This window comes from Rhodoglobus sp. G.S.23 (assembly GCF_056675935.1).
Window position 1 is genome coordinate 2,245,530 of sequence record NZ_CM155237.1, and the last position, 26,126, is coordinate 2,271,655.

At 58.5% G+C, this 26,126-nt stretch carries 28 protein-coding genes and 2 tRNA genes; 12 read left to right on the forward strand and 18 right to left on the reverse strand.

Going from position 1 to position 26,126, the window contains the following annotated elements:
• Window positions 1–7 precede the first annotated feature (7 nt).
• Both AC1ENN_RS10930 and AC1ENN_RS10935 read right to left on the reverse strand, forming a co-directional pair.
• Complete coding sequence (locus tag AC1ENN_RS10930; protein WP_480391174.1) at window positions 8–787, reverse strand: MBL fold metallo-hydrolase; 780 nt, start codon at window positions 785–787, stop codon at window positions 8–10.
• 72 nt (window positions 788–859) lie between these two features.
• The gene (locus AC1ENN_RS10935; protein ID WP_449647285.1) at window positions 860–1,525 is read right to left on the reverse strand and encodes a GntR family transcriptional regulator; all 666 of its coding nucleotides are present in this window, start codon (window positions 1,523–1,525) and stop codon (window positions 860–862) included.
• 848 nt (window positions 1,526–2,373) lie between these two features.
• Here AC1ENN_RS10935 and AC1ENN_RS10940 point away from each other — a divergent pair.
• Window positions 2,374–4,287, forward strand: coding sequence for a hypothetical protein (locus tag AC1ENN_RS10940; protein ID WP_480406063.1), 1,914 nt, complete (start codon window positions 2,374–2,376; stop codon window positions 4,285–4,287).
• Window positions 4,288–4,380: 93 nt separating this feature from the next.
• Here AC1ENN_RS10940 and AC1ENN_RS10945 read toward each other — a convergent pair.
• The 5 genes from AC1ENN_RS10945 to AC1ENN_RS10965 form a co-directional block, all read right to left on the reverse strand.
• Window positions 4,381–4,452 (reverse strand) — tRNA-Arg (locus AC1ENN_RS10945).
• Window positions 4,453–4,649: 197 nt separating this feature from the next.
• Window positions 4,650–5,048 carry a hypothetical protein gene (locus AC1ENN_RS10950; RefSeq protein WP_480406064.1) on the reverse strand — a complete coding sequence of 133 codons (399 nt, stop codon included), beginning with the start codon at window positions 5,046–5,048 and terminating at the stop codon, window positions 4,650–4,652.
• Between the two features lie 33 nt (window positions 5,049–5,081).
• On the reverse strand, window positions 5,082–6,122 hold the full coding sequence (locus tag AC1ENN_RS10955) for a CHAP domain-containing protein (RefSeq protein ID WP_449647287.1): 1,041 nt from the start codon (window positions 6,120–6,122) through the stop codon (window positions 5,082–5,084).
• Window positions 6,123–6,204: 82 nt separating this feature from the next.
• Window positions 6,205–6,702, reverse strand: coding sequence for an HNH endonuclease (locus AC1ENN_RS10960; RefSeq protein ID WP_449647288.1), 498 nt, complete (start codon window positions 6,700–6,702; stop codon window positions 6,205–6,207).
• Between the two features lie 335 nt (window positions 6,703–7,037).
• Window positions 7,038–7,739: an iron-dependent transcriptional repressor DtxR gene (locus AC1ENN_RS10965; RefSeq protein ID WP_449647289.1), complete on the reverse strand. Its 702-nt coding sequence runs from the start codon at window positions 7,737–7,739 to the stop codon at window positions 7,038–7,040.
• 40 nt (window positions 7,740–7,779) lie between these two features.
• Here AC1ENN_RS10965 and serC point away from each other — a divergent pair, with 40 nt between their 5' ends.
• Window positions 7,780–8,892, forward strand: a complete 1,113-nt coding sequence (gene serC / locus AC1ENN_RS10970) for a phosphoserine transaminase (RefSeq protein WP_480406065.1) — start codon at window positions 7,780–7,782, stop codon at window positions 8,890–8,892.
• A gap of 9 nt (window positions 8,893–8,901) precedes the next feature.
• Window positions 8,902–9,147: a DUF2530 domain-containing protein gene (locus AC1ENN_RS10975; protein ID WP_449647291.1), complete on the forward strand. Its 246-nt coding sequence runs from the start codon at window positions 8,902–8,904 to the stop codon at window positions 9,145–9,147.
• A gap of 10 nt (window positions 9,148–9,157) precedes the next feature.
• Here AC1ENN_RS10975 and AC1ENN_RS10980 read toward each other — a convergent pair whose 3' ends face one another.
• On the reverse strand, window positions 9,158–9,808 hold the full coding sequence (locus AC1ENN_RS10980; RefSeq protein WP_480406066.1) for a DUF3027 domain-containing protein: 651 nt from the start codon (window positions 9,806–9,808) through the stop codon (window positions 9,158–9,160).
• Entirely contained in the window at window positions 9,801–10,184 is a 384-nt protein-coding gene (locus AC1ENN_RS10985) for a cold-shock protein (protein ID WP_219950420.1), read from the reverse strand. The genes AC1ENN_RS10980 and AC1ENN_RS10985 overlap by 8 nt, the downstream gene beginning before the upstream one ends.
• A gap of 63 nt (window positions 10,185–10,247) precedes the next feature.
• On the opposite strand from AC1ENN_RS10985, the gene AC1ENN_RS10990 reads away from it, so the two are divergent.
• Genes AC1ENN_RS10990 through AC1ENN_RS11000 form a run of 3 tightly spaced genes read left to right on the forward strand, consistent with a single transcriptional unit; the run spans window position 10,248 to window position 14,028 of the window.
• Window positions 10,248–10,514: a hypothetical protein gene (locus tag AC1ENN_RS10990; protein WP_449625716.1), complete on the forward strand. Its 267-nt coding sequence runs from the start codon at window positions 10,248–10,250 to the stop codon at window positions 10,512–10,514.
• Complete coding sequence (locus AC1ENN_RS10995) at window positions 10,501–12,357, forward strand: helicase-associated domain-containing protein (RefSeq protein ID WP_480406067.1); 1,857 nt, start codon at window positions 10,501–10,503, stop codon at window positions 12,355–12,357. Before AC1ENN_RS10990 ends, AC1ENN_RS10995 begins: the two co-directional genes overlap by 14 nt.
• 24 nt (window positions 12,358–12,381) lie before the next feature.
• Entirely contained in the window at window positions 12,382–14,028 is a 1,647-nt protein-coding gene (locus AC1ENN_RS11000) for a DNA repair helicase XPB (RefSeq protein ID WP_480391196.1), read from the forward strand.
• 8 nt (window positions 14,029–14,036) lie between these two features.
• Here the strand turns inward: AC1ENN_RS11000 and AC1ENN_RS11005 are convergent, their stop codons facing one another.
• A complete protein-coding gene (locus AC1ENN_RS11005) occupies window positions 14,037–14,171 on the reverse strand; it encodes a hypothetical protein (protein WP_480406068.1) in 135 nt (44 codons plus the stop codon).
• Between the two features lie 266 nt (window positions 14,172–14,437).
• Here AC1ENN_RS11005 and AC1ENN_RS11010 point away from each other — a divergent pair, with 266 nt between their 5' ends.
• From AC1ENN_RS11010 to AC1ENN_RS11020, 3 genes are all read left to right on the forward strand, one after another.
• A complete protein-coding gene (locus tag AC1ENN_RS11010) occupies window positions 14,438–15,130 on the forward strand; it encodes a response regulator transcription factor (protein WP_449647296.1) in 693 nt (230 codons plus the stop codon).
• Window positions 15,131–15,222: 92 nt separating this feature from the next.
• Window positions 15,223–16,953: a sensor histidine kinase gene (locus AC1ENN_RS11015; protein WP_480391198.1), complete on the forward strand. Its 1,731-nt coding sequence runs from the start codon at window positions 15,223–15,225 to the stop codon at window positions 16,951–16,953.
• Between the two features lie 38 nt (window positions 16,954–16,991).
• The gene (locus AC1ENN_RS11020; protein ID WP_343924626.1) at window positions 16,992–17,282 is read left to right on the forward strand and encodes a WXG100 family type VII secretion target; all 291 of its coding nucleotides are present in this window, start codon (window positions 16,992–16,994) and stop codon (window positions 17,280–17,282) included.
• 174 nt (window positions 17,283–17,456) lie between these two features.
• Here the strand turns inward: AC1ENN_RS11020 and groL are convergent, their stop codons facing one another.
• The 3 genes from groL to AC1ENN_RS11035 form a co-directional block, all read right to left on the reverse strand.
• Window positions 17,457–19,085, reverse strand: coding sequence for a chaperonin GroEL (groL, locus tag AC1ENN_RS11025; RefSeq protein WP_449647298.1), 1,629 nt, complete (start codon window positions 19,083–19,085; stop codon window positions 17,457–17,459).
• Between the two features lie 210 nt (window positions 19,086–19,295).
• Entirely contained in the window at window positions 19,296–19,868 is a 573-nt protein-coding gene (locus AC1ENN_RS11030; RefSeq protein WP_480406069.1) for a LytR C-terminal domain-containing protein, read from the reverse strand.
• A 3-nt stretch (window positions 19,869–19,871) separates the two neighbouring features.
• A complete protein-coding gene (locus AC1ENN_RS11035) occupies window positions 19,872–20,171 on the reverse strand; it encodes a DUF3263 domain-containing protein (RefSeq protein ID WP_480406070.1) in 300 nt (99 codons plus the stop codon).
• Window positions 20,172–20,396: 225 nt separating this feature from the next.
• Here AC1ENN_RS11035 and AC1ENN_RS11040 point away from each other — a divergent pair, with 225 nt between their 5' ends.
• Entirely contained in the window at window positions 20,397–21,410 is a 1,014-nt protein-coding gene (locus AC1ENN_RS11040; RefSeq protein ID WP_480406071.1) for a heme/hemin ABC transporter substrate-binding protein, read from the forward strand.
• On the opposite strand, the gene AC1ENN_RS11045 is transcribed toward AC1ENN_RS11040, so the two are convergent.
• Window positions 21,411–22,229 carry an HtaA domain-containing protein gene (locus AC1ENN_RS11045; protein ID WP_449647302.1) on the reverse strand — a complete coding sequence of 273 codons (819 nt, stop codon included), beginning with the start codon at window positions 22,227–22,229 and terminating at the stop codon, window positions 21,411–21,413. It lies immediately after the preceding gene.
• Complete coding sequence (locus AC1ENN_RS11050) at window positions 22,229–22,687, reverse strand: GNAT family N-acetyltransferase (protein ID WP_480391201.1); 459 nt, start codon at window positions 22,685–22,687, stop codon at window positions 22,229–22,231. Before AC1ENN_RS11050 ends, AC1ENN_RS11045 begins: the two co-directional genes overlap by 1 nt.
• Window positions 22,688–22,741: 54 nt before the next feature.
• Here AC1ENN_RS11050 and msrB point away from each other — a divergent pair, with 54 nt between their 5' ends.
• Window positions 22,742–23,140, forward strand: a complete 399-nt coding sequence (gene msrB, locus AC1ENN_RS11055) for a peptide-methionine (R)-S-oxide reductase MsrB (protein WP_449647304.1) — start codon at window positions 22,742–22,744, stop codon at window positions 23,138–23,140.
• Here the strand turns inward: msrB and AC1ENN_RS11060 are convergent.
• Window positions 23,137–24,120: a DMT family transporter gene (locus AC1ENN_RS11060; protein ID WP_480406072.1), complete on the reverse strand. Its 984-nt coding sequence runs from the start codon at window positions 24,118–24,120 to the stop codon at window positions 23,137–23,139. The two genes, msrB and AC1ENN_RS11060, sit on opposite strands and share 4 nt — an antisense overlap.
• Window positions 24,121–24,144: 24 nt before the next feature.
• Between AC1ENN_RS11060 and AC1ENN_RS11065 the strand changes: the two genes are divergently transcribed.
• Window positions 24,145–24,218: transfer RNA gene (locus AC1ENN_RS11065), tRNA-Thr, on the forward strand.
• 193 nt (window positions 24,219–24,411) lie between these two features.
• On the opposite strand, the gene lipA is transcribed toward AC1ENN_RS11065, so the two are convergent.
• The gene (gene lipA, locus AC1ENN_RS11070) at window positions 24,412–25,401 is read right to left on the reverse strand and encodes a lipoyl synthase (RefSeq protein ID WP_449647306.1); all 990 of its coding nucleotides are present in this window, start codon (window positions 25,399–25,401) and stop codon (window positions 24,412–24,414) included.
• Entirely contained in the window at window positions 25,398–26,036 is a 639-nt protein-coding gene (lipB, locus tag AC1ENN_RS11075; RefSeq protein WP_480406073.1) for a lipoyl(octanoyl) transferase LipB, read from the reverse strand. The genes lipA and lipB overlap by 4 nt, the downstream gene beginning before the upstream one ends.
• Between the last annotated feature and the right edge of the window lie 90 nt (window positions 26,037–26,126).

Genomic DNA, 26,126 nt, shown 5'->3' on the forward strand with positions numbered 1-26,126 from the left:
TGTCCTTTCATCCGGCGTCGGCGCAGCCGATGCTGCGGTCCGCCTCGGGGCTCAGTGCGTCGGCAAAGAAACTGATCTGGGCGCGCTGTTCTCGCAGGCGCTGCACCTCACCATCGATAATTCTGAGGCCGACATCATGGCCGGGCAGCAGAGTCGCGCTCGTGTCGGTCAGAAGCGAACGCAAGCGATCGATTGTGCGAACGCTCGCGTCTTCGTCCATGGTGGAGTCAACGTGCGCAGTGGCCAGCTCGTGAATGTTTTTCACTGAGTCCCCCGAAAAAATGAGGGACTGCTCAGCGCGCTCAGTGAAGAATGCCAGGTGATGAGGCGTGTGACCGGGGGCGGCAATCGCGTGGATTCCTGGCAGCACTTCTTGCCCCGGCCGCATCCGTTCGACACGCTCGGTACGGCGCATGAGCTCTTGCACATGCAGGTCAGGGATGAACTTGGTTCCTGCTGGCTGCTCTGCCGCCCATGCCAGTTCCTGCTCGCCCACCCAGGTGACGGCGTTCTGGAACATCGTAAAGTTTGCGACGTGATCCCAGTGCATATGGGTCAGCAATACGTCCGTGATGTCTGCCGCGGTCAGACCCAGACGTTCGAGCGACTCGTGAATCAGAGGAATGTAGGCGGGCTGCCCCGCATCGACCAGTACACGGCGTGTGCCATCGTCTAGGAGCCAGAGGCTGCTCCAGCCAAAGGCGCCGTGCGAGCTGGACTTGCCGGGAAACCCTTCAACGAGAGGGTGAGCGGTATACCGCGCCGCGGCCTGCTTCATCTGCTCCATCGCATCTCCTTCCAATACTATTGACTATAGTATTGGATTCTCACTGGTTTGTCCATGAGCGCTGCCGCCGACTTAGCTCCCCAAAAGTCGCTCCGTAGCACCGAGAACGTGCAGGCGCATCGCTTCTGCCGCACTGTCCGCATCGCCCGCCACGATCGCATCGAAGATCGCACCGTGCTCGGGCGCTGCCTGACGTGCTCCCGTGCGACCAAACTTGGAAAAGAGTCGGAACCGCTGAATCTGGCCGCTGAGCGCCGCGTACGCGAGTGCCAAGAACTGGTTACCCGACTGTTCCGCGATCAGCGTGTGAAACTGGTTGTCCGATCGCCAATACAGGTCAAAACCTTCGGTCTCCATGTCAGCCGCATCCGCTGACTGTTCGAACTCGTTCAGGCTCTCACGCAACGCGGCAAGAAACTCAGGCGTGATTCGCAACGCGGCGCAGTAGGCGAGACGGGGCTCCAGCACAAGACGCGCTTCCTTCAGCTGCTCGACTTCGGCGCGCGTCATCATTGGTGCGACGCGGTACCCACGAAGCGCCTCACGCTGAACAAGGCCCGTGTACTCCAAGCGCGCGAGCGCCTCACGCAGCGGCGTCTGACTGACATCGAGCTCGCGAGAGAGTGCGCCAATGTTCAGACTCTCGCCCGCTCCGCGCTCCCCCGACATGAACTGATGTAGCAACACGTCGTACATTTGATCTGCGATCGGTTTTCTCGCTGACTTGCGCTCGGCCATTAGCTCTCCCATGCGTCGACACCCTCAATCAGGTTTGAGCCTACCGCCCGCGCGCTGCGGCCCCCTGACTAACGGTCCAACACGACGGCGATGTGTTCAAAGTCCACGCGCCGAATCTATCGACCAGTAGCCGTGTGGACACGCTCCTCGGCGTTTGCGGGCTTTACGTGTCGACCGGCTCCTTTGCGCCGCCTCGGTCCTCGCACCGGGTTGGGCCCGAAGCTTGCTGAGAACGCGGCCGTCCAGGAACTTCGTCAACGTCTGACAACCTTCGCGCCAGGGACTCAGAGAGCAGAATGCTCAGTTCTTTATCGAGCCAAGAGAGTTTCGAAACGCTCGATTTCGGCGTTCTGAGACGACGAACGAAGCGCAATGGACGCCATAGAATCTGGCTCGAGTTTGCCGTCAGAGTTTTCTAAGAGTGGGCAAAAGGTGGGCAAAAACGGATTTTTCATGGTCTGACCACAGAACAAATACCTGGTCAGAAGGCAAAAAAGGCTGTGCCCCTGGAGGGATTCGAACCCCCAACCTGCTCCTTAGGACTGCGGCTTTTAGCGATACAACTAATTACCAGATGACGCTAAATGTGGCCAAATCCCGCATAAACACTGGCGAGTTCGCAGTTCTCGGTCACCACCGATTACAAGCGATTACCACCCTTTACCACCACTAAAGCCACCCGTTTGCCACCGGCGTTGCCACCGGCTCTGCCGTTGTTTCTCCGACCGAAGGGAGCGGCGACGTGCACGCCGCTCGGCCTGAAGCCTGTTCTCGCTACGCTTAGGACCCATGGAGGAACTGGACGTCAACGACGCATCGACCTTCCAACTGAAAGCTAGGAATTGTTGATGACCGACGAACAGTCTGGCGAACCAAAACCCGAGGGTAGTTCAGACCCGCACGCGTACACCCATGACGAGCTAGTGGCGCTCGCTTCCCACATCGACTCCTTGAGTGAGGACGCGCCAGAGCCATGGGAACTCCTCGCCGGTCTGACGGCTGTGCTTGGCGGTGCCGCGGACACCACGAAGCGGACCGCGCTAGTCTCGATGTGCGAGCGAGCATTCGCATATTCGTATACGGCCGATCCGAAGAAATACGGCGCTATAGGGCTCGGGCAGCGATTCTCATCGGCTGGTGGCGACTGGCCAATGGCCTTCGACAAAGTTGACCCGGCAGAAAAGCAATTTTGGGCAGAGCTGGCCGATCAAGTAACGCATGCCCTCCCGAAGACGCACCTGACTGATCTCGCGTTCAGTGCGGGAGCGAAAACCGGGCGAGAAGTCGCCGAGGAAATCGCCGACGCGTACATGGGTCTCGGGGCCCTGTCGACGCTAGATCCGTACTATCGAGCATCGTGTCTTCGTCGCGCATGGACCCTGGGCCGGCAGTTCTCAATGTCACTAGAAGCGGACACTCGTCGCGCACTCTACGAGATGGCCGTAAGCGCGACCGCGATTGCTGGGGTGCCACCCGGTGTTCTCTTTCAATCAGTCGAACCACTAGCGATAGCGCCGCGCACGGGAGAGTTTGTAGAACCTAGTAGGCGGCAGGTCGGCGGGCTGCTCGATGCAATCGAGACGGATCACGGCGCCTCAGCGCCAATGTTCGAGGCGATCTTTGAGGTCCGCGAGCAGTTAGCCGAAACACCTCTTGAGCGAACAGCCGCTCGCCGATCTTTAGTTCAGCACTACCTCGCTCTCGCCGACGCAACGGAGGGCTTTCTTCGGCTGACGTGGCTTCACACTGCGGCAGCAGAAGCTCAGAAGTTCGGCCTCACCGACATGCGTGGAAACGCCGTCGCCGCGATGCAAGAGATGTCCGCCGATGATCTAGACCTGCAGTCAGTGAGCGCTGAGTTGCTCCTCCCGCGCCATATTATGGATCAGCGATTGACACGGTTCCGTTGGTCGAGAAGCCCCCTGGATGCCCTAGAGATGTGGCTCACGACTCCTGCTCCCACGGGCTCGCATGACGCAAACCTCCGATACGCTGCCGAGGCCAGCGGGAAGGGCATCCTCCAACTAGTGTCACGGATGACGCTCAGCGACGATCAGATGCCGGTAAAATCGAGTGTCGGTCCAGAAGCCGCTGTCAACGAATGGCTTGAGCGGGTGGAGCGAATGAATGCGTCTTCGTACGGGATAGTTCTTGCGAACGAGCTCACAGCGATCAACACCGAATATGGCATGGTTGCTGGTCAGGAAATTGGCGCTCATCTCGCGACAAAGTTCAATTGCGACGCGAAGATGGCAACGGCTCTCGGCTACGCCATCGAGAGTTATTGGGAGGGGCGGCACGCTGATGCTGCACGTGCGGCCTTTCCGCTGGTTGAAGCTGGCGCACGCGGCTTGTTGCTAACGCTGGGCGAACCTATCTACCGGATCGAAACAGGTCGTTCTGAAGGACACTTCCCGGCGCTTGAAACATTTGCCGAAAGGCTGGAAACGTTCGGTCTAGATGTCGATTGGCTTCGCACGATTAGGAATCCGGTGGCTACGCTGCGGAACTCCATGGCACACGGGCGCGAGCTATGCCCCACGGCTGTTGATGCAGTCATCCTGCTCCGAACTGCTGGCATGCTCGTCGTCCTCACAGCACCAAATTCCTCAGCGGTCGATCGGGACGAGCTCCGGGAGCATCTCGGCGATCCCATCGCTTTCGCCGCTCAGCGAGCGGAACTGCGCAAACGATGGCGTCGGGTATGGACTGTGGAGCGCCGCAAGCCGAAGAACAACTACCGCAGTAGACAAACACCCTGAGACGCACACAATCGCACAAATTTACTCCCAGATCGCCCGATATTTTTGGACGGTCTGGCCCGTGGGAAGAAATTGAGTGACCACAAAATAAAGTGCCCCCGACAGGACTCGAACCTGCAACCTAACGCTTAGGACGCGCACGCTCTTCCATTGAGCTACGGAGGCGGAATTTCTTTCTGGAGGAGATTTCGGACTCTGCCATTCTTTTGCCACTCAAAATTGGAGAAAATCCCGGAAAATCAAGGGAGATTGGTAAAGTTTCTCCCCTTAGGACGGAGTTGCTCTTCCGTTGAGCTACAGAGGCTGGCGCTACGAGTGTAGTCGAGTCAGGCACTCGGATGCCGAAGGCGACCGGCCCGGACTCAGTGCGATTCGCTGGTCGGCTCGCCAGCGAGCTCAGGGATCGGCCACTTCAGCGGATTGAGGTTTGGTTCGAGCCACTGCTCGCGACCCGAAGCAATCCGCCCGGCAGAATAGAAATGCTTGATGATCGACTTACCGAACAGCTCAGGCGCCGCATCAACATCTCCTACCGAGGAGATGAGCTCGAACCAGGCTCGCGTGAGGGTGACGTGGAACGCATCCGGCTTGCCAGCCCGAACAGCGAGCGCCTTTATCCCGATAGTGAGCAGTTCAAGCCCATCAGCCTTGCCGTAGTGGCGAGCGAGGCCCCACGCTACACGGACATGGTTTTCATGAGAAAACTCTGCGGGAGAAATCTTGCCAGCCTCAAAGGCGGCAACGAGTTCGGTGTTGTTCATAGGCGCACATTCACCGCGCACTCCAAGCGGATGCTACTGCCCAGGTGGGTAAAGGAACGCCTCAACATCAACAGAAGCAAGCGTGCGCTGGCTGTAGACGCGGTTCACGTAGTTGTACTCTTCGAGCAAAACAGTGCCGTCGGCATTTACTGCCTTGACGTAAGCGACGTGGTTATCCCAACCGAACCAGGCAACAGAACCGACCACGGGGGTGGCGCTGACTGTCCAGCCGTGGGCATCCCAAGCGGCCTTCCACTGCGATGCGTTTCCGCCGTTCGGAGTCAGGTCAGCCCACGCCCAACGGAAGGGTGCCGAGAACGAACCGACATCGCGGTTCAGACGCCACGCCACAAAGTCGGTGCACTGGCGGTAGTAGTAGTTGAGAGGAGACAGGTTGTAGCCCGCTGTCGCCCACGGGTAATCGTCGCCCAACGCTCGAGCGCCCGATGCTGCGTAAACCGCGTTGGCCGAAGCAAGTGCGGTTTGCTGACGGATGAGAGCCAAATCTTCAGGCGAGGTCGCCTCGAATTGGTCGCGCTTCAGCTCAGGAAGAGTGAGGTCTGCGCTGACAGTAAGCGACTGGACGCTTACCGTGGCAGCATCTGAAACCTCGGCAGAAGCGACAACCGAACCCTCATCAGCAAAGAGGCCACTCTCTGCGTAAGCCGGCAACCCTGCGACCGCAAAAAGCCCGCCGATGACAACCATTGACGCCATAGCTCGCACGGGGTTGCGGCGAGCGCGCTTTGGCGAACCGGTACGTGGTCGCGCCACCGCACGATTCGCAGCTTTCGCTACGGGGCTGGACGCAGCAACGTTTGAGCGCACCACAGCATCGGGAGCAATCGGAATCTCGGGCACGACCGCTGGCGCCTGGATGACTGCCGAAATCTGCGGCGCCTTTTCCACTGTTGGCTGTGCACTCGGAGATTTTGCTACCGCCGTGTGCTTCGCGGCAGCCGCGTCACGGGCAGCACGCGCTTCGCGTCGCGAAAGAAATACTGGTGCATTGCTGTCGGCTTCTCCCGCGGGGACGCCGAGAGCATCCGAGCTATCAGAGGGCAAGCGCGACAAACGAAAACCTAACAGTTAAGAGAAGTCGAGACAGATCTAGGGAAAGTCTCGGGCTACGGGAATAATCACAACAGCATAACAGTTATGCGGCTGGAGCCAAATATTCTTCCCAATCTGGGAGTGCCCTTTCAATTCCCCTCACAAGCCACGCGCTCGTGTGTGGTGGGCGCGGCTTAATCAGCAGGCGCCACTTCATCTCAGCAGGGGTGCGATTGCTCTTGATGTTATTGCAGCGCAGGCAACACGCCACCAAGTTTTCCCACGAGTCTTCGCCCCCTCGCGACCGCGGCATTATGTGGTCAATGGTGTTCGCCGAGCCGCCGCAATAGCCACAGCGGTGGCCATCTCGGCGCAAAACTCCCCGACGGGACACTGGCAGTCTTCTCGCAGAAGGAATGCGCACATAATTTCGCAGGATGATCACCGACGGGCGATCCCACGATCCGCTTGAACCCCACACCGGATGCTCCGAATCGGCAGCAATGATCGTCGCCTTCTGATTCAAAACGAGCACAATCGCTCGCTTGAAAGACACGACCGCGAGCGGTTCGTAGCCGGCGTTCAGTACCAAAGTACGCATTGTCATCCTCTCGAAAGAGCCTGCACGGCTTGCAGGCAATCGACTTCCTTGAGGCTCAGCGAATGGGAGGCAGAAAACAAAAAGGCACCGTCGAAAGACGATGCCTAGTGATTCAGCGCGCGAAAACTGCCGCGCACAATACTGCTGTGTCGTATGTAGAAGTGGGCACGCGCATCCACGGTTTGGACGCTGCACCTACTCAACATGCGATTCTCCGGTTCATTCGTGAACTCCAAGAGCTACAGGCTAACCCAATTTTTGGCACCTTTTGCACGGAGGCGCGCCGCACAGAATGACAAGACGATTACGTCTTGGTAAACACCAGATTCAGAGAACTAGACGCGCGGCTTCTCAACGAAAATGTGAACGGCAACCTCGTTTGGCAGTTCGAGCCCCTCACCAAATCCTTCGACGGTGACCGCAACATAGGAGTCGGCGGCAGAGAACGTTGCCGTCTTGCCTGGCATCACGCCGGCATTGAACAGTTGCTGCAACAGTTCTGGTTCGAACTGCACAGGCTCTCCGAGTCGACGGATGAGCCCCGAAACTGGTGCAGTTGTCTCCGCAACCAAATCAACGATGTTCACCATTCCCGCGCTGAAGGAGGGAGCAGCGACGCCACCCAACTCTTCAAGGCCAGGGATCGGATTGCCGTAGGGCGACTCAGTGGGGTGATCAAGCATTTCGATGAGCTTGCGCTCAACCTGCTCGCTCATCACATGTTCCCAGCGGCACGCCTCATCGTGAACCAGAGCCCAATCGAGCCCAATAACGTCAGCGAGCAGTCGCTCAGCGAGACGGTGCTTGCGCATCACGTGCGTGGCACGGCGGCGGCCTTCCGCAGTAAATTCGAGGTGACGGTCGCCTTCAACAACGACAAGGCCGTCACGTTCCATGCGGCCGATAGTTTGCGAAACGGTTGGCCCAGAGTGGCCGAGCCGTTCAGAGATGCGTGCCCGCAACGGAACGATGTTCTCTTCTTCAAGGTCAAGAATCGTGCGCAGGTACATCTCGGTGGTGTCAACGAGATCGGTCATGAAATAAGACTAGCCCGAATGGGCCAATAGAATCGGACGCATGGCAAGCCTGACGATTCCCAATGACCTCCTTCCCGCCGATGGACGATTCGGATGCGGCCCATCCAAGGTGCGCCCAGAACAGATCGAATATCTTGCGTCAGCCGCCCACACAATCCTCGGCACCTCTCACCGTCAGGCACCCGTTCGCGACCTCGTCGGCCGCGTACGTGCGGGGCTTGGCGACCTGTTCCAGATTCCTGACGGCTACGAAGTTGTCCTCGGAAATGGTGGCTCGACCGCCTTCTGGGATGCCGCAGCCTTCGCCCTCATCGAACGTCGCAGCGCCCACCTTTCCTTCGGAGAGTTCGGGTCAAAGTTTGCGAAAGCAGCCGCAGCACCCCACCTCGAATCGCCTCATGTCGTGAACGCCCCGGGCGGGTCGTTCGCTGAACTCGACGAAATCGATGGCGCCGATGTGTTCGCGTATCCCCACAACGAGACCTCAACCGGTGTTATGGCTCCTGTTCGCCGCTTTGATGACAGCAGCGTGCTCACCGTTGTTGATGCCACAAGCGCTGCAGGCGGCATCCAGTTTGATGCCAGTCAGGCTGATGTCTATTACTTCGCACCGCAAAAAAACTTTGCGTCGGACGGCGGGCTGTGGTTTGCCCTCTTCTCGCCCGCTGCGATCGAACGCGTCGAGCGTATCGCTGCTTCGGGTCGCTACATTCCCGAGTTCTTGTCGATCAAGAATGCGGTCGACAATTCACGCCTCAACCAGACGCTGAACACCCCGGCACTCAGTACTTTGCTACTTCTCGAGAACCAGATCGATTGGATCAACGGCAACGGCGGCCTTGCATGGGCAGATGCTCGCACCCGTGAATCCTCGTCAGTTCTGTATGACTGGGCTTCGGCAAGCGACGTTGCCACACCCTTCGTCATCAACCCGGAGCACCGCTCGCAGGTTGTTGTCACGATCGATTTCGATGATGCCATCGATGCTTCGGCAATCGACAAGACGCTGCGAGCCAACGGCATTGTTGACACCAACCCGTATCGCAAACTCGGTCGCAACCAGCTGCGCGTTGCCACCTTCGTTGCGATCGAACCGGATGACGTACGCAAGTTGGTCTCATCAATCGACTTTGTGATCGCCAATAGCCACTAGCCTGAAACCGTGCGTATCTGGCTCAAAGACTCGGAACGACGGCCCGACCCCCAGCCGGTCGAGACTGACGACCGCAAGGCGATGCTCGTTGGCATTGTCGCGTGGGTCATTGCTCTTGCCGTTTTGTTGCTCTTTATCGAGCCATTGAATGCTGCCGGCAACCTGTGGTGGTTGTGGACAGCGGTCGCAGGACTCGTGCTTGGGCTAATCGGACTCGTCTACACGCACGTCAGGCGTGGCAAGGGTTCACGCTAGGCGCGAAGTGCTACTCGTCATCGTCTAGATCGTCGTCGTCATCGAGGGCGTCGTCGTCGTCAGACTCTTCGTCATCATCCGAATCGTCGTCGTCATCATCGTCCGATTCGTCGTCGTCATCATCGCTCGAATCGTCGAGGTCGTCGACGCTCACGCCGTCGTGGTCTCCGCCACGAAATGCACCAGTGTCGTAATCGTCGTCGTCTTCGTCGTCAGCCACATCGTCGATATCGACACCATCTAGATCGCCACCGTGTAAGACGGCGGAGTCAAAATCGTCGTCTTCGTCTTCGTCGTCGTCAAGGTCGTCGTCACCGACGACTTCGTCCGACTCCGCCTTCTCTGCACCTGCGGCATCCGTTGCTGCTTGCGCAGCCTTGTAGTCAGCAAGTCGTTCAGACCACGGAACCCAGTCTGGCGAAAGCAGTGCGCCTTCGGCCGGCATGAGCTCTGCTTCGAGAACCGTTGGCTCAGCGCCCTCTACGTGGGCGATGCTGACGGTCCAATTCCAGCCCGGATAGCCTGGCATGGCCGAGGCAAAGATCACCGAGACGGTGCCTTCGCTTTCGACCTGCTCACCGACGAGTGCACCAATCGACGCATCGTTAGTGATCTCGAGGAGTGCCCCTCGAGCAAGCTTTTCGTACTGGCTATTAGGCATCTAGTTCGTCCGCTACCTTTCGCAGCATTGAAGCAATTTTGGCGCCGTGCGCCTTGTCTGGGTAACGACCCCGCTTGAGACCAGAACCGATGCCGTCCATGAGCTTGACCAAATCTTCAATGATCACGGCCATATCATCGGCTGGTTTGCGATTGAGCTTGCTCATGCTCGCAGGAGCATCCATGACGCGCACGGAGAGCGCCTGAGCACCCTTCTTGCCGTCAGCAATGCCGAACTCGAGGCGCGTACCCGCCTTTACCCCTGTCGTGCCCGCAGGCAGCGCAGAGGCATGCAAGAAGACCTCTTGGCCTTCATCACTCATGATGAAGCCAAAACCCTTCTCGTCATCGTAAAACTTAACCTTGCCGGTGGGCATGGGCATGCTCCTTCGTATCGTGACTCAAGCTTAGAACGTAAACGGGCGCGTATCCTTGTCAACGTGACAAATCATTCAACTGAACGCGACCTTCGTATCGAGCGTGTGCTCGCCTACCTCGTCGCCATCTCGATCGCACTCGCCGTGATTAGCTTTGTCGCCGTAGTTGTTGCCACCGCAGCTGGTCTCAGCGATTTCGACACAGGTGCGTGGCCCGCAGTCATCACTATGCCCTACTTTGCTCTCCCGTTGGGCGTGGTTTTCATCATCACCCTCCTGGTGCTGAATGGGCGCCGCCGCCAACGCGAATATAGGAATGGCCACAATTAGCGACGCTGCTCTTCTGCTCGCTGCTCAACTGCGCGCACTAGACGATAGTCAACTCCTTCATCTGCTGAGCTCGCGCGTTGTTCGCAGCAACTCTGTCAGCGACTTCTTTGACCTCGCGGATGCCCTGCAGCAAACGACGTCACTAGAGCGGGTTCTTCGCACTCTTGACCGCCCAACCTTGGCGACAATCGCAGTTATTGCCGATACGACTTCGCTGACGGCGGAAGATGTTGCGGCTGCCCTCGGCAGCTTCGGCACCGACCCCGTTGCTGTGCAGTCACGCCTGGATCGCCTAGTTGAGCATGCGTTGCTGATTTTCCGTGGCGGTCGCTACAGCGCCCCAGACGGCGTTATCGACCATCTCGCTGGGTGGCCGTTCGATGATCTGCCTTCTACTGGCGAGTTGCTCGATACAGCTCCCCCGTCGACGCTCACTTCTGTTGAACCGTCTGAGCGTGCCTCCCTCGATCGCATTGCGGCCGAGAATGCGTTCTCGACCACCAATGAGGTAACCGAGCTTCTCAACCAGCTTCGCAGTTCTCCTGTGCGTGATCTTGCCCGCGGCGGAGTATCGCTGCCTGACTCAAAGCGCCTCGCCGTATCAATGTCTGTGCCGCTTGAGAAAGTTGCCGGGCTAGTCGATATTGCCGAGCGTGCCGGTCTGGTCGCAACAACCAACGCTCAATGGATGCCCACCGCTAACGCCACCGAGTGGATGTCGCGCTCGGCAGATCAGCGCTGGCTACAGCTTGCTGAAGCGTGGCATCAGGGTGTGCCAGATGAGATCCGCACCATCTTGGCCGACCGCACTCACAGCTTCTGGGGTGACGGAGTTGAAGCGTATGTTCGCTGGTTGTTTCCTGCCGGCGTGGAGTGGATGCTCGAAAAAGTGCGGCGCTACAGCCGTGACGCACAATTGCTTGGCGTGACGGCGGAGCGGCTCCCGAGCACGGCAGGCATTGCGCTTCTCACTCAAACCCCGGCCGATGCTGCAGCCGCGATGGCTGCACTGTTTCCGAACGAAGTGCACCACGTGTATGTGCAGCCCGATCTCACTGTTATTTCGCCGGGGCCCCTTGCGCCGCAGCTTGATGCGCGCTTGCGCACTATTGCCGATGTCGAAACTCGAGCTTTGGCATCCACTTATCGGATTTCCCCGTCGAGCCTTCATCACGCGATGACTCTGGGCGAAACGCTCGAAGGAATGCGCGAATTCTTGGCCGAGATTTCGTTGACCGGTGTTCCGCAACCGGTCGAATACTTGCTCGCTGAGGCAGCGTCACGGCATGGGCTGGTTCGGGTTGGTGTTCACGGGTCTGTCGGCAGCTACGTCACCTCACCAGACAGGTTGTTGCTGCAGTCGATCGCTGTTGACCCCAACTTTGGTCCGTTTGGGTTGCGACATGAGGCCGACCGTTTGGTCTCGCGTTTTGGTGTCGAGCAGCTGTTTTGGGCTCTCAGCGACGCCCGGTATCCGGTCGCGGCAGAAGACAGCACTGGCAAGATTTTGTCGCTTCGGCGTGATCAGGTGAGCGATGTGAACGAGGCAGAAGCTCAGGATCCGCAGCCGCAGCAATTGTTGGCGAAGCTTCGCAACGGCCAAGGTGGCGCTACGGGCGATGAGGATCAGGCGTGGCTGTCTCGACAGATCGAGGTCGCTATTCGCAACAAGCTGTTGCTCAAGGTCACAGTGAAAATGCCGGACGGTCGAGAGGTTGTGTACACGCTCGAACCGTCAACGGTGGCAGCGGGGCGGATGCGCGGTCTCGACCGTGGGGCAGACATCGAGCGCACCCTGCCGCTGTCGAGCATCATCGGGGTTGAGGCAACGACCGAACGCTAAGCATGCGGGCGTAGGCTAGGTCGGATGAACACAGCACCCGACGGACCTCTCATCGTGCAGTCTGACCGCACGGTTTTGCTTGAGGTAGCGCACCCTCTTGCAGAAGACGCACGTCACGATTTGGCTGTCTTTGCTGAGCTAGAGCGTGCGCCAGAACACATCCATACCTATCGCATTACGCGATTGGGGCTGTGGAATGCGCGCGCCGCTGGCCATGATGCTGATGCCATGTTGGAGACCCTCGAGAAGTATTCGAAGTTTCCGATTCCGCAGAGTGTCAGCGTTGATATCGCTGAGACTGTTGGGCGCTATGGTCGTCTGGTCATCAACCGCGACGATGACGGCGCTCTCACTCTGACGGCAATTGATCCCGCTGTTTTGCGCGAAATTACGCGGGGTAAGAAGGTTGCGAGTCTCTTGTTCGAGCGTCGCGGCGAGCACACTTTTGTCGTGCAGCCGTGGGCTCGTGGTCAGCTCAAGCAAGAACTTTTGAAGTTGGGCTGGCCGGCAGAAGACCACGCTGGTTACACGCCAGGCACTCCCCACGAGATGGAGTTGGATGCTGCGGGCTGGGGTCTGCGCGAGTACCAGCAGCACGCCATCGACAATTTCTTCCACCACGGTTCTGGCGTTGTTGTCTTGCCCTGTGGTGCCGGCAAAACGCTCGTGGGTTTGGGCGCCATGGCCCAAAGCAAGACCACAACCCTGATTTTGGTCACAAATACGGTTTCGGCGCGACAGTGGCGTGCCGAAATTTTGAAGCGAACGACTCTCACAGAAGAGGAAGTTGGTGAGTATTCGGGCCAGGTGAAAGAGATTTTGCCTGTGACGATTGCGACTTACCAAATTCTCACCGCGAAGCGTAAGGGTGAGTATGCCCACCTTGCGCTGCTGGATGCTCTCGACTGGGGTCTTGTCATTTATGACGAGGTCCATTTGCTTCCCGCCCCCGTCTTCAAGCTGACGGCCGACCTGCAGGCACGACGCCGCCTCGGCCTCACCGCCACTCTTGTTCGCGAAGACGGTCGCGAAGGTGACGTGTTCTCCCTCATCGGCCCCAAGCGCTTTGATGCGCCGTGGAAAGAGATCGAAGCTCAAGGCTTCATCTCTCCCGCTAGTTGCTTCGAGGTTCGCGTAGATCTTCCGGAGAACCAGCGTCTCGAATATGCGGCATCCGCTGACGACGAGCGATACCGACTTGCTGCAACGGCCCCAGCAAAGACCGAGGTTGTGCGGGCACTGGTAAAGAAGCACGCCGGCGAACGCATTCTCGTGATCGGGCAATACCTCGATCAGATTGATGATCTCGCCGAACAGCTGAATGCGCCCCAACTGACCGGCGCTACGTCCGTTGTGGAACGTGAACGCCTCTACCAAGAATTTCGCGAAGGCATCACGAAGATATTGGTCGTCTCCAAAGTCGCCAACTTCTCTGTTGATCTACCCGAAGCGACTGTTGCCATCCAAGTCAGTGGCTCCTTTGGCTCCCGGCAAGAAGAAGCCCAGCGCCTTGGCCGCCTCTTGCGCCCCAAGGAGAGTGGCCTGCCCGCCAACTTCTACACGCTCGTTGCGCGCGACACTGTTGACCAGGACTTCGCACAGAACCGCCAGCGGTTCCTCGCCGAGCAGGGTTACAGCTACACGATTCTAGATGCCGCCGACCTGACGTAAGCCACGCTTCAGACTTTTGCTTGGCGAGTCGTGAGCGATTCGCGGATGAGCCCAACGCTCACACAGAGGAGCAACGCCACAACACTCAGCGCCATAAGGGACATGGCCGCTAGGCCGACGCTCACGGGCCACATCGGGGTCATCCTGTCAACGCTTCCCCACCCGGTGCTGTTCGAGTGCGCATAATTTGCGATGAACGCGGTTGCGAGAAACGACAATGCCCCAATACCAAATGCGATTAGTGTGCACCGAACTAGTCGTGTCATCACGCGTCTCCCCTCACCCGAAATCCCGTATACCCACCCTATGCTTAAAATTAATTAATACTCAAGGAAAGTTTGAGTGAACAACGTGCCGACACGCCTATGCTCATCAGCCAACGTTCAGGAAACACGCAGATACTAAGGGCATGGCTGACGGACCCAAGATTCTGATTGTTGACGACGAACCCAACATTCGCGACCTACTCACTACGAGCCTGCGCTTCGCAGGATTTGCGGTGCGTGCGGTAGGGAGTGGGGCACAAACGATCTCGGCGGTTCTTGAAGAAGAACCCGACCTCATCATCCTCGACGTGATGTTGCCCGACATGAACGGGTTCGGGGTGACCAAGCGCTTGCGCGCCTCCGGGTACACCTCCCCTATCCTCTTTCTCACGGCGAAAGATGACACAGAAGACAAGATCACCGGCCTCACCGTCGGTGGCGATGACTATGTCACCAAGCCATTCAGTCTCGACGAGATCGTTGCCCGCATCAAAGCAATTCTTCGCCGCACCATGGCAGACGATGAAGAGACCATCATCCGTGCCGGTGACCTCACCATGGACCAGGACACCCACGAAGTAAGCATCGGCAGCGAGCAGATCGAACTCAGCCCCACCGAGTTCAAGCTGTTGCGCTATCTCATGCTGAACCCCAACCGCGTGCTCTCGAAGGCTCAAATTCTCGACCACGTCTGGGAATACGACTTCAACGGCGACGCCGGCATTGTTGAGAGCTACATTTCCTACCTCCGTCGCAAGCTCGACATTCACACCGAAGAGCCGCTCATCCAGACGAAGCGTGGCTTTGGTTACATGCTGAAGGCTGCAAAGGTCTGACCTAGTCAGGTGGCCGGTTCGACACGAAAACGTTGTCGAGCTGGCCATAACTGTTTCCCGATTCCCAGCCACGCGAGGTAGCGTTCACAATCATGCAGGAGAACATCCCAGACGCGTGGAGCCGCATCTCGCTTCGCACGAAAGTCACCGGAGTGACGGTGCTTCTGTTGACCATGGGGCTCCTCGTCGCCGGCGTCGGCACTGCCGCCGTATTACGCGACTACCTGCTGCAGCAAACTGACGAAAAAATTAGCGCAGCAGCCGACGGACTTGATGGCCGCATCCAGTACACCGGAACAGCACGCGACCCCCAGTGCAGTGTCTCTCGACTGCCAAACGATCTCTACTTTGCAGTGCTCAATCATGACGGCAGCATGCGCTGCAACAGTCGTGAAGAGGATGCCGCCCGCCCCGTGCTTGAGGGTCTCACGATTGCTGTTGCCAGCCAGCAAACTTCGGCATTTACCCTGCCAAGCACCTCTATCGGAGGGCAGTGGCGAGTCATTGCCTACCCCGCTGCCAGCACTATCGGCATCGATTTTGTGACCATCGTGATCGCCCGAGATTTGGGCGACTCAAACGCCATCGTCGCCCGCTATGCCGCGATCTTTCTGTTCTTCGGACTCACAGTGGTGATTGTCGGTGGCGCCCTGACACGTCTCCTTGTTACCTCCACGTTTTCCCCTCTGCGCGAAGTGGAAGCGACCGCTGCCCGTTTTGCCGACGGAGACTTCGACCAACGACTATCCGGCGCGACTCCCAATACTGAAGTGGGGCGGCTCAATCGTTCCCTCAACTCGATGCTTGGACGAATCGATCGTGCCTTTGCTGATCGCGCGCGCACCATTGACCAGATGCGCCGCTTTGTCGGCGACGCCAGCCATGAACTGCGCACTCCCCTTGTGACAGTGCGCGGCTATGCGGAGCTGTACCGCATGGGCGCGATTACCAAGCCCGACGATGTTCTGCAGGCAATGGAACGCATCGAAAAGGAAGCCATCCGCATGGGTGGGCTCGTAGAAGACCTGCTCGAGTTGGCCCGCATCGATGAAACCAAGCCGCTGCAACTCACCGAGGTCGATCTTTTGCCGCTCGCAAACGACGCTGCAATGGATGCTCGTGCCTCCGCTGGCCGTGTCGTGAATGTCATCAACACTCACCCCACCATTAGCGCTCACCCCGTGGTTAAGCCAGACCCAGATTCTGCCGCTGACGCCGACACAGCAACCAAGGCGATTACGTTGCCGGAGAGTTCCCACCCGCAACCGAGTACGCCACCGCGCGGGGTTGCCGCACTGGCAACAGGTCCCATCGCCGCTGCCGGCGCTCGGCTCTCCCGCCTTGCCTCACGCAAAAAATCAGTTGCGGTGGCCAAAGCTGCGGCTCGAATCACCCAAATCTCTGCACCGCCAGCGAAGGATCTTCACGCCGTTGTCATGGCTGAAGAAAACAAGATTCGCCAAGTGCTCACCAACCTTGTGACCAACGCCCTGCGTTTCGCTTCTCCCGATACTCCCGTCGAGATCGGTGTCGGGGTTGACCGCGAACGACAGCTCGCGGTGCTTTCCGTCATCGACCACGGCGAGGGCATTCCCGAACAGATTCGCGACAAAGTTTTTGAACGGTTCTGGCGCGCCGACAGCTCACGAAACCGTGACACTGGTGGCAGCGGCCTTGGCCTCGCCATCGTCTCGGCAATCGTGCACGCCCACAAAGGCACCGTGCAAGCGCTTGAGACCCCCGGAGGAGGCGCAACCTTCCGCGTTGAACTTCCTCTCCTCCCCAGCGAACCTGACGCGCCTGAGGCAACCGAAGAGGATTAGGCTGCGCGAGCATCGGTATCGAAATCTACGGTTGAGCCATGACTCGATACCAAGTAGATAGCGATGCCGTTCTCAGCGCAACTGGAGCGGTACAGAACTCCATCAGCAGAATTCAGGCCGAAGTTTCTGGACTGCATGGCCAACTCACCAACCTTCAGGGTTCCTGGACCGGGCAGGCAGCGACTGCCTTCTCTACCGTCGTTACTGATTGGAAGGCAACTCAGCAGCGGGTTGAAGAGAACCTCGCTGCGATCAATCACGCGCTCACTCAGGCTGGCCAGCAGTATGCGGAGATCGAGGCAGCTAATGCTCGCCTCTTTGCACGCTAGCGCGTGAGGGCATAAGGGAGGCTGAAGAAGCCCGCTCGGCCGCGCTGACGCCCCTGTGCGGGCGAGTTGCGGCCGTGTTGCGGCTGAGTGGCGGGCGTTAACGCCAGAATGGGCGCCTCCCGCAGGAGACGCCCATTCTGTTTACTGCGGTGGGACTACGTTTAGCGGCGGGACTTAGAAGTCCATGCCACCTGACGGGTCGCCCATCGGAGCGGGGTTCTTCTCTGGCTTGTCAGCAACAACAGCTTCAGTCGTAAGGAAGAGTCCAGCGATCGACGATGCGTTGAGCAGAGCCGAGCGGGTTACCTTTACCGGGTCGTTGATACCTGCAGCGAGCATGTCGACGTATTCGCCGGTTGCCGCGTTGAGGCCGTGACCAATGGGGAGGTTGCGGACCTTGTCAGCAACAACACCTGGCTCCATGCCTGCGTTGAGTGCGATCTGCTTGAGCGGTGCGTCGATAGCAACGCGAACGATGTTCGCTCCGGTTGCTTCGTCGCCGACCAAGTCAGCCATTGCCTGGCTGTCGAACGCGATCTTGCCAGCCTGAATCAGGGCAACGCCACCACCGGCGACGATTCCCTCTTCAACCGCTGCCTTTGCGTTACGGACTGCGTCCTCAATGCGGTGCTTGCGCTCCTTGAGTTCAACCTCAGTTGCGGCACCTGCCTTGATTACTGCAACGCCACCGGCGAGCTTGGCGAGACGCTCCTGGAGCTTCTCACGGTCGTAGTCGCTGTCGGTGTTGTCGATCTCGGCACGGATCTGCTTGACGCGACCTGCGATCGCCTCTTCGTCACCCGCACCTTCGATGATCGTGGTCTCGTCCTTGGTGATAACGACCTTGCGGGCGCGACCGAGGAGTTCGAGCGTTGCGTTCTCGAGCTTGAGGCCAACCTCTTCTGAGATGACCTGTCCACCGGTGAGGATTGCAATGTCAGCGAGCTGAGCCTTGCGACGGTCACCGAAACCGGGAGCCTTGACGGCAACCGACTTGAAGATGCCGCGGATCTTGTTCACGACGAGAGTTGCGAGTGCTTCTCCGTCAACGTCTTCAGCAATGATGAGCAACTGCTTGCCGCTCTGGATTACCTTGTCGACGATGGGGAGCAGATCCTTGATGTTCGAGATCTTGCCGTTGACGATAAGAACGTAGGGGTCTTCGAAGACCGCTTCCTGGCGCTCCTGGTCAGTGACGAAGTATGCCGACAGGAATCCCTTGTCGAAGCGCATGCCTTCGGTGAGCTCAAGCTCGGTGCCGAACGTGTTCGACTCCTCAACGGTGACAACACCTTCCTTGCCGACCTTGTCGATCGCCTCAGCGATAAGTGCACCGATCTCGGGGTCACCAGCAGAAATTGATGCGGTAGCCGCGATCTCTTCCTTGGTTTCGATCTCCTTGGCGCTCGCAATGAGTGCCTCAATGACCGAGTTGGTGGCCTTTTCGATTCCGCGCTTGAGGCTGATGGGGTCTGCACCCGCAGCAACGTTGCGGAGGCCTTCGCGCACGAGTGCCTGTGCAAGAACAACAGAAGTAGTCGTACCGTCTCCGGCAACGTCATCCGTCTTCTTTGCTACCTCTTTGACGAGCTCAGCACCGATCTTCTCGAACGGGTCGTCGAGCTCGATCTCCTTGGCGATGGATACACCGTCGTTTGTGATGGTGGGAGCGCCCCACTTCTTCTCGAGAACAACGTTGCGACCGCGCGGGCCGAGTGTGACCTTTACGGCGTCAGCGAGAATGTTCAGGCCGCGCTCAAGGCCGCGACGGGCCTCTTCGTTAAAAGCAATGATCTTTGCCATGTGTGTTTCTCGTCCCTCCCGGACGTCGTACAAGCGAATAAGTTGGCACTCGAACTATGCGAGTGCCAAGGTCAAAATTAGCACTCGACAGGGGCGAGTGCAAGACAGCCCAGCGCACTCGACAGGGGCGAGTGCAAGACAGCCCAGCGCACTCGACAGGGGCGAGTGCGCGTGTTCCGGGTGTGGTCGTGTGGTGTGGGGGTTGGCTGCTTATTGTACGGCGGTGAGGTAGTCGGTTCCGAGCACGATGGTGAGTTGTGCTGCGGGGAAGACGTCGGCTTCGATGAGTCGTATTTCGCCGATTCCGAGGGCGTTGATGAGGCCGGCGGCTACGTCTTCGTCTTCGGGGTTGCTGTAGTAAACGTAGGTGTCTTCGATGTCGCGTTGGGAGGCTGGTGCGGCGCTGCCCATGGGCCAGCCGACGGCGGTGAGTTCGTCGAGGACGCTGGTTTGTACTCCGGTTTCGGGGGTTCCGTTGAGGATGTCGATGGTGAGTGCTCGTGCGGGGTCGATGGTTGTGGGGTCGGTGAGGGGTTCGACTGTTTCTATGGGTTCTGGGGTGGCTGCGGGTTCTTCTGGTGAGGCGAAGAGGGGGATTCCGAGGTCGTCGTCGAGGTATTGACTGAGGGCGAAGAGGCCACCGAAGACGAGGATTCCGGTTGCGAGTAGGGCCCAGGCGAATCCGATCCAGCCGCCTCCGCGTCGTTTGGGTCCGCGGTGTGCGCCTACGCGTTCGATGTCGTCGGGCTGTTCGTCGAATCGATCTTTCGGGTAACTAGCCATTGATTAGTCTGTCAATTCTTCGTTGTGGTGGTGTGTTGTGCGCACTGTGCGGTTGCGCATCCGGTTGTCTCGGTTGCGTCGTAGTCGCGAGACGAGCATGGGGTCGTAGGTGACGGCTGCTGGTGCGTCAATTACGGCGTTGAGCATTTGATAGTAGCGCGCGCTTGATACGTGGAACTGGCTGCTGATGGCTTCTTCTTTTGCCCCGACGTGGCGGGTCCATTCGCGTTCGAAGTCGAGAATCTGGGTCGCATTTTCGGGTAGCCCGTTGGAGGCGTGTGTTGTTGTTTCGGGTTCTGACATGACGACCTCCAATATTGTGGCAATTCTAGGGCGCGCAACCTTTGGGATTGCCTAACGACGCGGCTTGCTCGGTCAATCAGCGGCGGTCGAGGTTAGGATGTCCTTAGTACCCGATGTCTTCGATTGGTCTTCATGCGCTTACGACTTTTCGCCACTGCAGTGGTGGTGTCTTGTGTTGCGCTTGTGGTGAGCGGTTGTTCGATCTCGACGGTTGCGGAGCAGCCGATGGTTACGGTCACTGCTGATGCGAGTTCTCCTTTGTCTCAGTTGACGGTGTTGGATGATGCGAAGGATTACAGCGGGTTGGTGCGCGCGGCTCTTCCGACGGCGGGTATTTCTGCTCCTGATTCTGCGCCGGAGCAGTCCTTGCCGACGACCGTGATGTCACATGATCTGAGTGGTGATGTCTCGGTGACGGTTTCGTCGGCCGACCGCGTTATTGCGATGGATATTTCGGGGTCGATTGCGGCGACGGTTGCCGGTTTGGGTTTGCTTGATTCTTTGGTGGCGCGCGATATTTCTACGACGTTTGATGAGGCTGCTGCGTTGCCGGTAATCACGTCGAGTGCCCATACGGTCAATAGCGAAGCGATTTTGGCGATGCGTCCGGATCTGGTTGTGACGGATGGTTCGATTGGTCCGATCGATGTGGTGTTGCAGTTGCGGGATGCTGGCATTGCTGTGGTGTTTGTGGAGACTGATCCCTCGGTGAATGGGGTTGCTGAGTTGGCGCGTCAAACTGCAGCCACGTTGGGGGTTCCGGCTGCGGGGGTGGCGCTCGGTGAGCAGTTGGCTGCGGAAATTCAGGCGAAGATTACGGAGATTGCGGGCATTGTTCCGCGCGGTGATCGCTTGCGCATGGTGTTTCTTTATTTGCGGGGAACGTCAGGTGTTTATTACCTGTTTGGTCAGGAGTCTGGTTCAGATGTCTTGATCAATGCTCTTGGCGGGGTGGATGTTGCTGCCGAGATCGGTCTCGAAGGTATGCGTCCGATGACGGATGAGGCGATGGTTGCGGCGAATCCGGATCTCATTCTGGTGATGACCAATGGCCTCGACAGTGTTGGTGGCGTGAGCGGCTTACTTGAGGCTCGCCCGGCGGTCGCGCTGACGGAGGCTGGCAAAAATCAGCGCTTTGTCGAGATGGATGATGGCGAGATTTTGAGCTTCGGCCCACGCACGGTCATGGTGCTTGATGCGCTCGCGCGTGCCATTTATGCACCTGGCTCTGGTTCGTAGTTAGGGGCGTTGGCGCGGCGAACGTTTGGTTCCGCGCCACCGGGTGACGAAAAAGACGAGGCCTGCAGCTGCCGCGGCAGCGACGACCGCCAATGCCACGACGGTGTTCCGTTCTCGCGGGGTGACGCTCGCTTGGGGCGTTGGCATGCAGTTGGTCGTCGCGCTAAACGTAACCGTGATGGGGTCGAGTTTTTCACCAGCGGGGTAGGTGCCGAACGCGGCAGATCCTGCCTCTGTGAGCGTCACGGAGGCGGCGGCTAATTGTGCGGTGCCGTTATCGACTGCGACGGTGGATGTGTCAATGGTTGCGAATTCCACGCCGGACTGGTCGACGGGCGTCCCGTCTTGAGTGGTTCCACTAACGTCGAAGACGAGCTTTGCGCTGGTGGTGCCGTCGAACTGCAGTTCGAGCGCGTCGAGCGTGGTGTCGAGAATTCCGTCGTGGCCGGTGAATCGCAGGGTGCCGTCAAAGGCGAGGGTGCCACGGCCCGCGTCGAGTTGGCCTGCACCTTCGCTCCAACCAAAGTTGGGGGTGTCATAGGTGGCACCGTCGCTCACCGCCCATTCGCCGTTCGCGATGGTGCCGCTGATGTACGACCGAAGCGACTCTTTGACACCCCAGGTGATGGCGGCATCCGATATTTGGCAAGTGGAGTCGTCGGCGGCGAGGTTCACGTCAGTTGTCGCCGACCGTGTGCCGGTGCGGGTATCTGGCGCATCCAATTCTGTGGCGTTGCTTGTCATGGGGGTAATGGCAATAGCGACGGCAGTGATGATGAGCGCTGCGGGGCCGAGAACGCAGACGTTGAGGCCACGCATTACTGGGCTGTGCGGTACATCGATTGATGCATGATGGTGGCTTCTTCATAGAGCTCACCGAATGATTCGAAACCAAATTTGGCGTAGAGCGGCACGATGTATTCCTGGGCGTGGAGCAGCATTGCTTCGCCGCTGAAGTCGCCAATGATCCGCTTCATGATGATCTGCGCTAAGCCTTCACCACGACGATCTTCGCGTACAACAACACGCCCAATGACGCGGTGGCCATCTAGGTATTCTGCGGTCTCGTTGTAGAGAACACGGATGTAGGCAGCGACACCGTGGTCGTCGGCGATCCAGTAATGAGCCGTTGCGTCTTCTTGGTCGCGGTTGTCGAGTTCTTCTTCGTCGACTTTTTGCTCAACAAAAAACACGTCTGTGCGCAGTTTCATGATCGAGTAGAGCTCGGTTGTTGTTAATTCGCCCCAAGACTTGGCGATCACGGAATCATTAGGCACAACCACGAGTTTAATGTACTGGGCAGCGAAAGCTGACGAACTAAGGAGACCACCATGACCTACAAGGTGAATAAGACAGAAGAACAGTGGCGGGAAGAGCTCGGCCTCAAGTACTCGGTGCTGCGTGAAGCCGGCACTGATCGCCCGTGGTCTGGTGCTCTTCTTGACGAAAAACGTGAGGGCACCTACCGCTGTGGCGCCTGCAGCGCTGAGCTCTTTAAGAGTGGCACCAAGTTTGACTCCGGTTCGGGGTGGCCCAGTTTCTATGAGGCGATCAACCCGGATGCTGTTGAACTGCGCGAAGATCGCTCCTTGGGCATGGTTCGCACCGAGGTTGTGTGCGCAACCTGTGGTTCACACTTGGGTCATCTCTTTGATGACGCGCACCAAACGCCAACGGGTGACCGTTTCTGCTTGAACTCGAGCTCACTGGAGTTCGAAGAAGACAACTAGCTAGACAGCTTCTTTTTTGGCGGTCGCTGACTCGAAAGTGAAGCGATCGCTACGGCGATGAGGGTGAGCACCACACCGATTACGGTGGTCGGTGCCACCCCATCGCTGTCTGTTGGCACGAAGATTTCTAGTGCTAGTGCGCCCATCAACTGCCCCGCGATGGATCCGAGTGCGAAGAACAGCACCCCGGTGATAGGTACGAGCACTGCAGCGACGGCAATGAAGATCACGCCGATTGCTCCCCCGATGTAGAGCGTTGGGTCGGTCGGAAACTCGTGTTGCCACCCACCAAAGAATCCGAACGTGATTGTCGCGATGGCGAGGGTTGATGTTCCGACGACAAAGTTGACGTAGGTGGCGGTGAGTGGCGAACGGGTCACGTGACGCACATGACCGTTGATGGCTTGTTGCCAGCCGATGCCAAATCCGCCAACAAGCGGCAGAAACACGAGCAAGAAGGGTCCGTCGAGTCGCAAATCAGAGAGCCCAGAAAAAATTACGGCACCAACTGCGAGGGCGGATGCCGCGACTCGCAATGCGGTGACTGGTCTCTTTTGTAGGCTGCCGATCCCCACTCGGTCGATGACGGCGGAGCTAATTGTTTGGCTAGCCACGACCGCAACAGTGAAGAGCGCAACGCCGAGGGCGGTCGCCGCGAGGCCCTGAGTCAGGACGAAGAATGCTCCAAACGCACCACCGGTGAGGTACCACCAGGGCAGTCTTTTGCTGGAAACTTCGGTACGGAGGGTGCGAAATCCAGCGCGGGCGGTTGGCACGAACGGCACGATGAGCGTGAGGATGATGAGGCCCGATCCGAAAGAAATCAGGGCTGCGAGGGTCGAGTCGTGAAGCTCAACCGCAAGTTCTCCATTGATGCGACTTTGGGCCGAAACGAGGGCGCCAGCAGCGACTGCAGCGAAAATTCCGGCCAGTGCACGACGCCGACTTTGCGGATTGGTTGGGAGCATAGGTGTAGTCATGTCTAAAATAGGACGTTGGTCCAAGCCTCCTTAGCTCAGCTGGCTAGAGCACCGCTCTTGTAAAGCGGGGGTCGTCGGTTCGAATCCGACAGGAGGCCCAGCAAAGATGTCGAAGGCCGTCGGGGTTATTTAAACCCTAGCGGCCTTCGACATCGCTGTTTAACGGCGACTCTTGTTCCACAGCAACTCTTGTCTCGTAGCAACTCTTGTTTCGCCGCGACCCTGTTTCGCGGTTACGACGGGAACAGTGCCGGCGCCAGGGCACACGAAGGGCGGGATCCGCTCAGCGCTCTACGACACTGCTTGTTTGAATACCGCTGCTGCATCGGCAAGAGATCGCAGATGTTCGGGAATTTCACGGCCCTTAGCCTTCATCGACTGCGCCCAGAGCCTCCCGGCACGGTACGAGGATCGCACGAGCGGGCCGGCGAGCACTCCGAGGAATCCGATATCTTCTGCTTCTGCCTTGATATCGATGAATTCTTCTGGTCGCACCCAGCGGGCTACTGGCAAATGGCGAGCTGTTGGTCGTAAATATTGGGTGACGGTGATGATGTCGGTGCCCGCGTCATGAAGATCATGCAGGGCTTGACTGATCTCTGCTCGCTCTTCGCCCATCCCCAAGATGAGGTTTGACTTGGTAATCATTCCCGCATTACGAGCTTGGGTGAGAACGTCCAGCGATCGTTCGTAGCGAAATGCTGGGCGGATGCGCTTAAAGATCCGCGGCACGGTTTCTACATTGTGGGCAAAGACTTCCGGGCTTGCCGAGAAGATTTCGCCGAGATAGTCCGGATTTCCCGAAAAGTCGGTAGCGAGAATTTCTACGCCAGTTCCGGGAGCACGGGTATGGATCTGTCGGACGGTCTCGGCGTGCAGCCACGCGCCCTCATCCGGGAGATCGTCTCGAGCCACCCCGGTCACAGTCGCGTAGCGAAGCTTCATTTCGACGACAGATTCGGCGACGCGACGAGGTTCATCTGTGTCGTAGTCGGCGGGTTTTCCCGTGTCGATCTGGCAAAAATCGCATCGCCGAGTGCACTGTGCACCGCCGATCAAGAAGGTTGCCTCCCGGTCTTCCCAGCACTCGAAAATGTTGGGGCAGGCTGCTTCTTGGCAGACCGTGTGGAGGTTTTCACTTTTCACCAGTTCTTGAAGCTGCCGATACTCGGGACCCATTCTGGCTGTCGTTTTGATCCACTCGGGCTTGCGCTCGATCGGAGTCTCAGCGTTGCGGACTTCGAGGCGAAGCATCTTGCGGCCGGACGGTGCGGCGCTCACGATTGCACCAGCTCCCACATGTCAGAAAACTTGGCTTGAATGAGCTCAACGATGTCTCCCGGTTGCACTGTGCGCCCCAATTCTCGAGAGATCGAGGTGACGCCAGCATCGCGGATGCCGCACGCGACGATGTGTTCGTAGGCATCGAACTCATTGGAACAGTTCAGGGCAAATCCGTGCATGGTCACTCCGTCGGCAACGCGGATGCCGATGGCAGCGATTTTGTCTTCGATTGCGCCATTGGTCACCCACACCCCCGAGCGGTGCTGCACCTGATGCCCGGCAACACCGAGTTCGGCGAGCACCTCGATGAGAAAGCCTTCGAGCCGTCGAACATAGGCGACGACGTCGACCGGATCGGGCAATCGCAGGATCGGGTAGCCGATCAGTTGCCCGGGACCGTGCCAGGTGATTTTGCCCCCACGGTCAGTGTCGATGACGGGAGTGCCGTCATCGGGGCGTTCACTTAGCTCTGTGCGTTTGCCCGCCGTATACACGGACGGGTGCTCAAGCAGAATGAGAGTATCGGTGCGCTGGCCCGAGACAACAGCGGCGTGCACGGCACGTTGCAGGTCTAGGGCCGTCAAATACGGCACGGAGTTGGCGCTTAGCCCCGCGACGACAAAGTCGACCACGTCAGAAGTATAGGCGTCGACGTTCAGAACTCGGACGCAACCATCCACATCGCCCGGTTCCAGGCTTCGGCCTCACGGCCATGCCCGCCA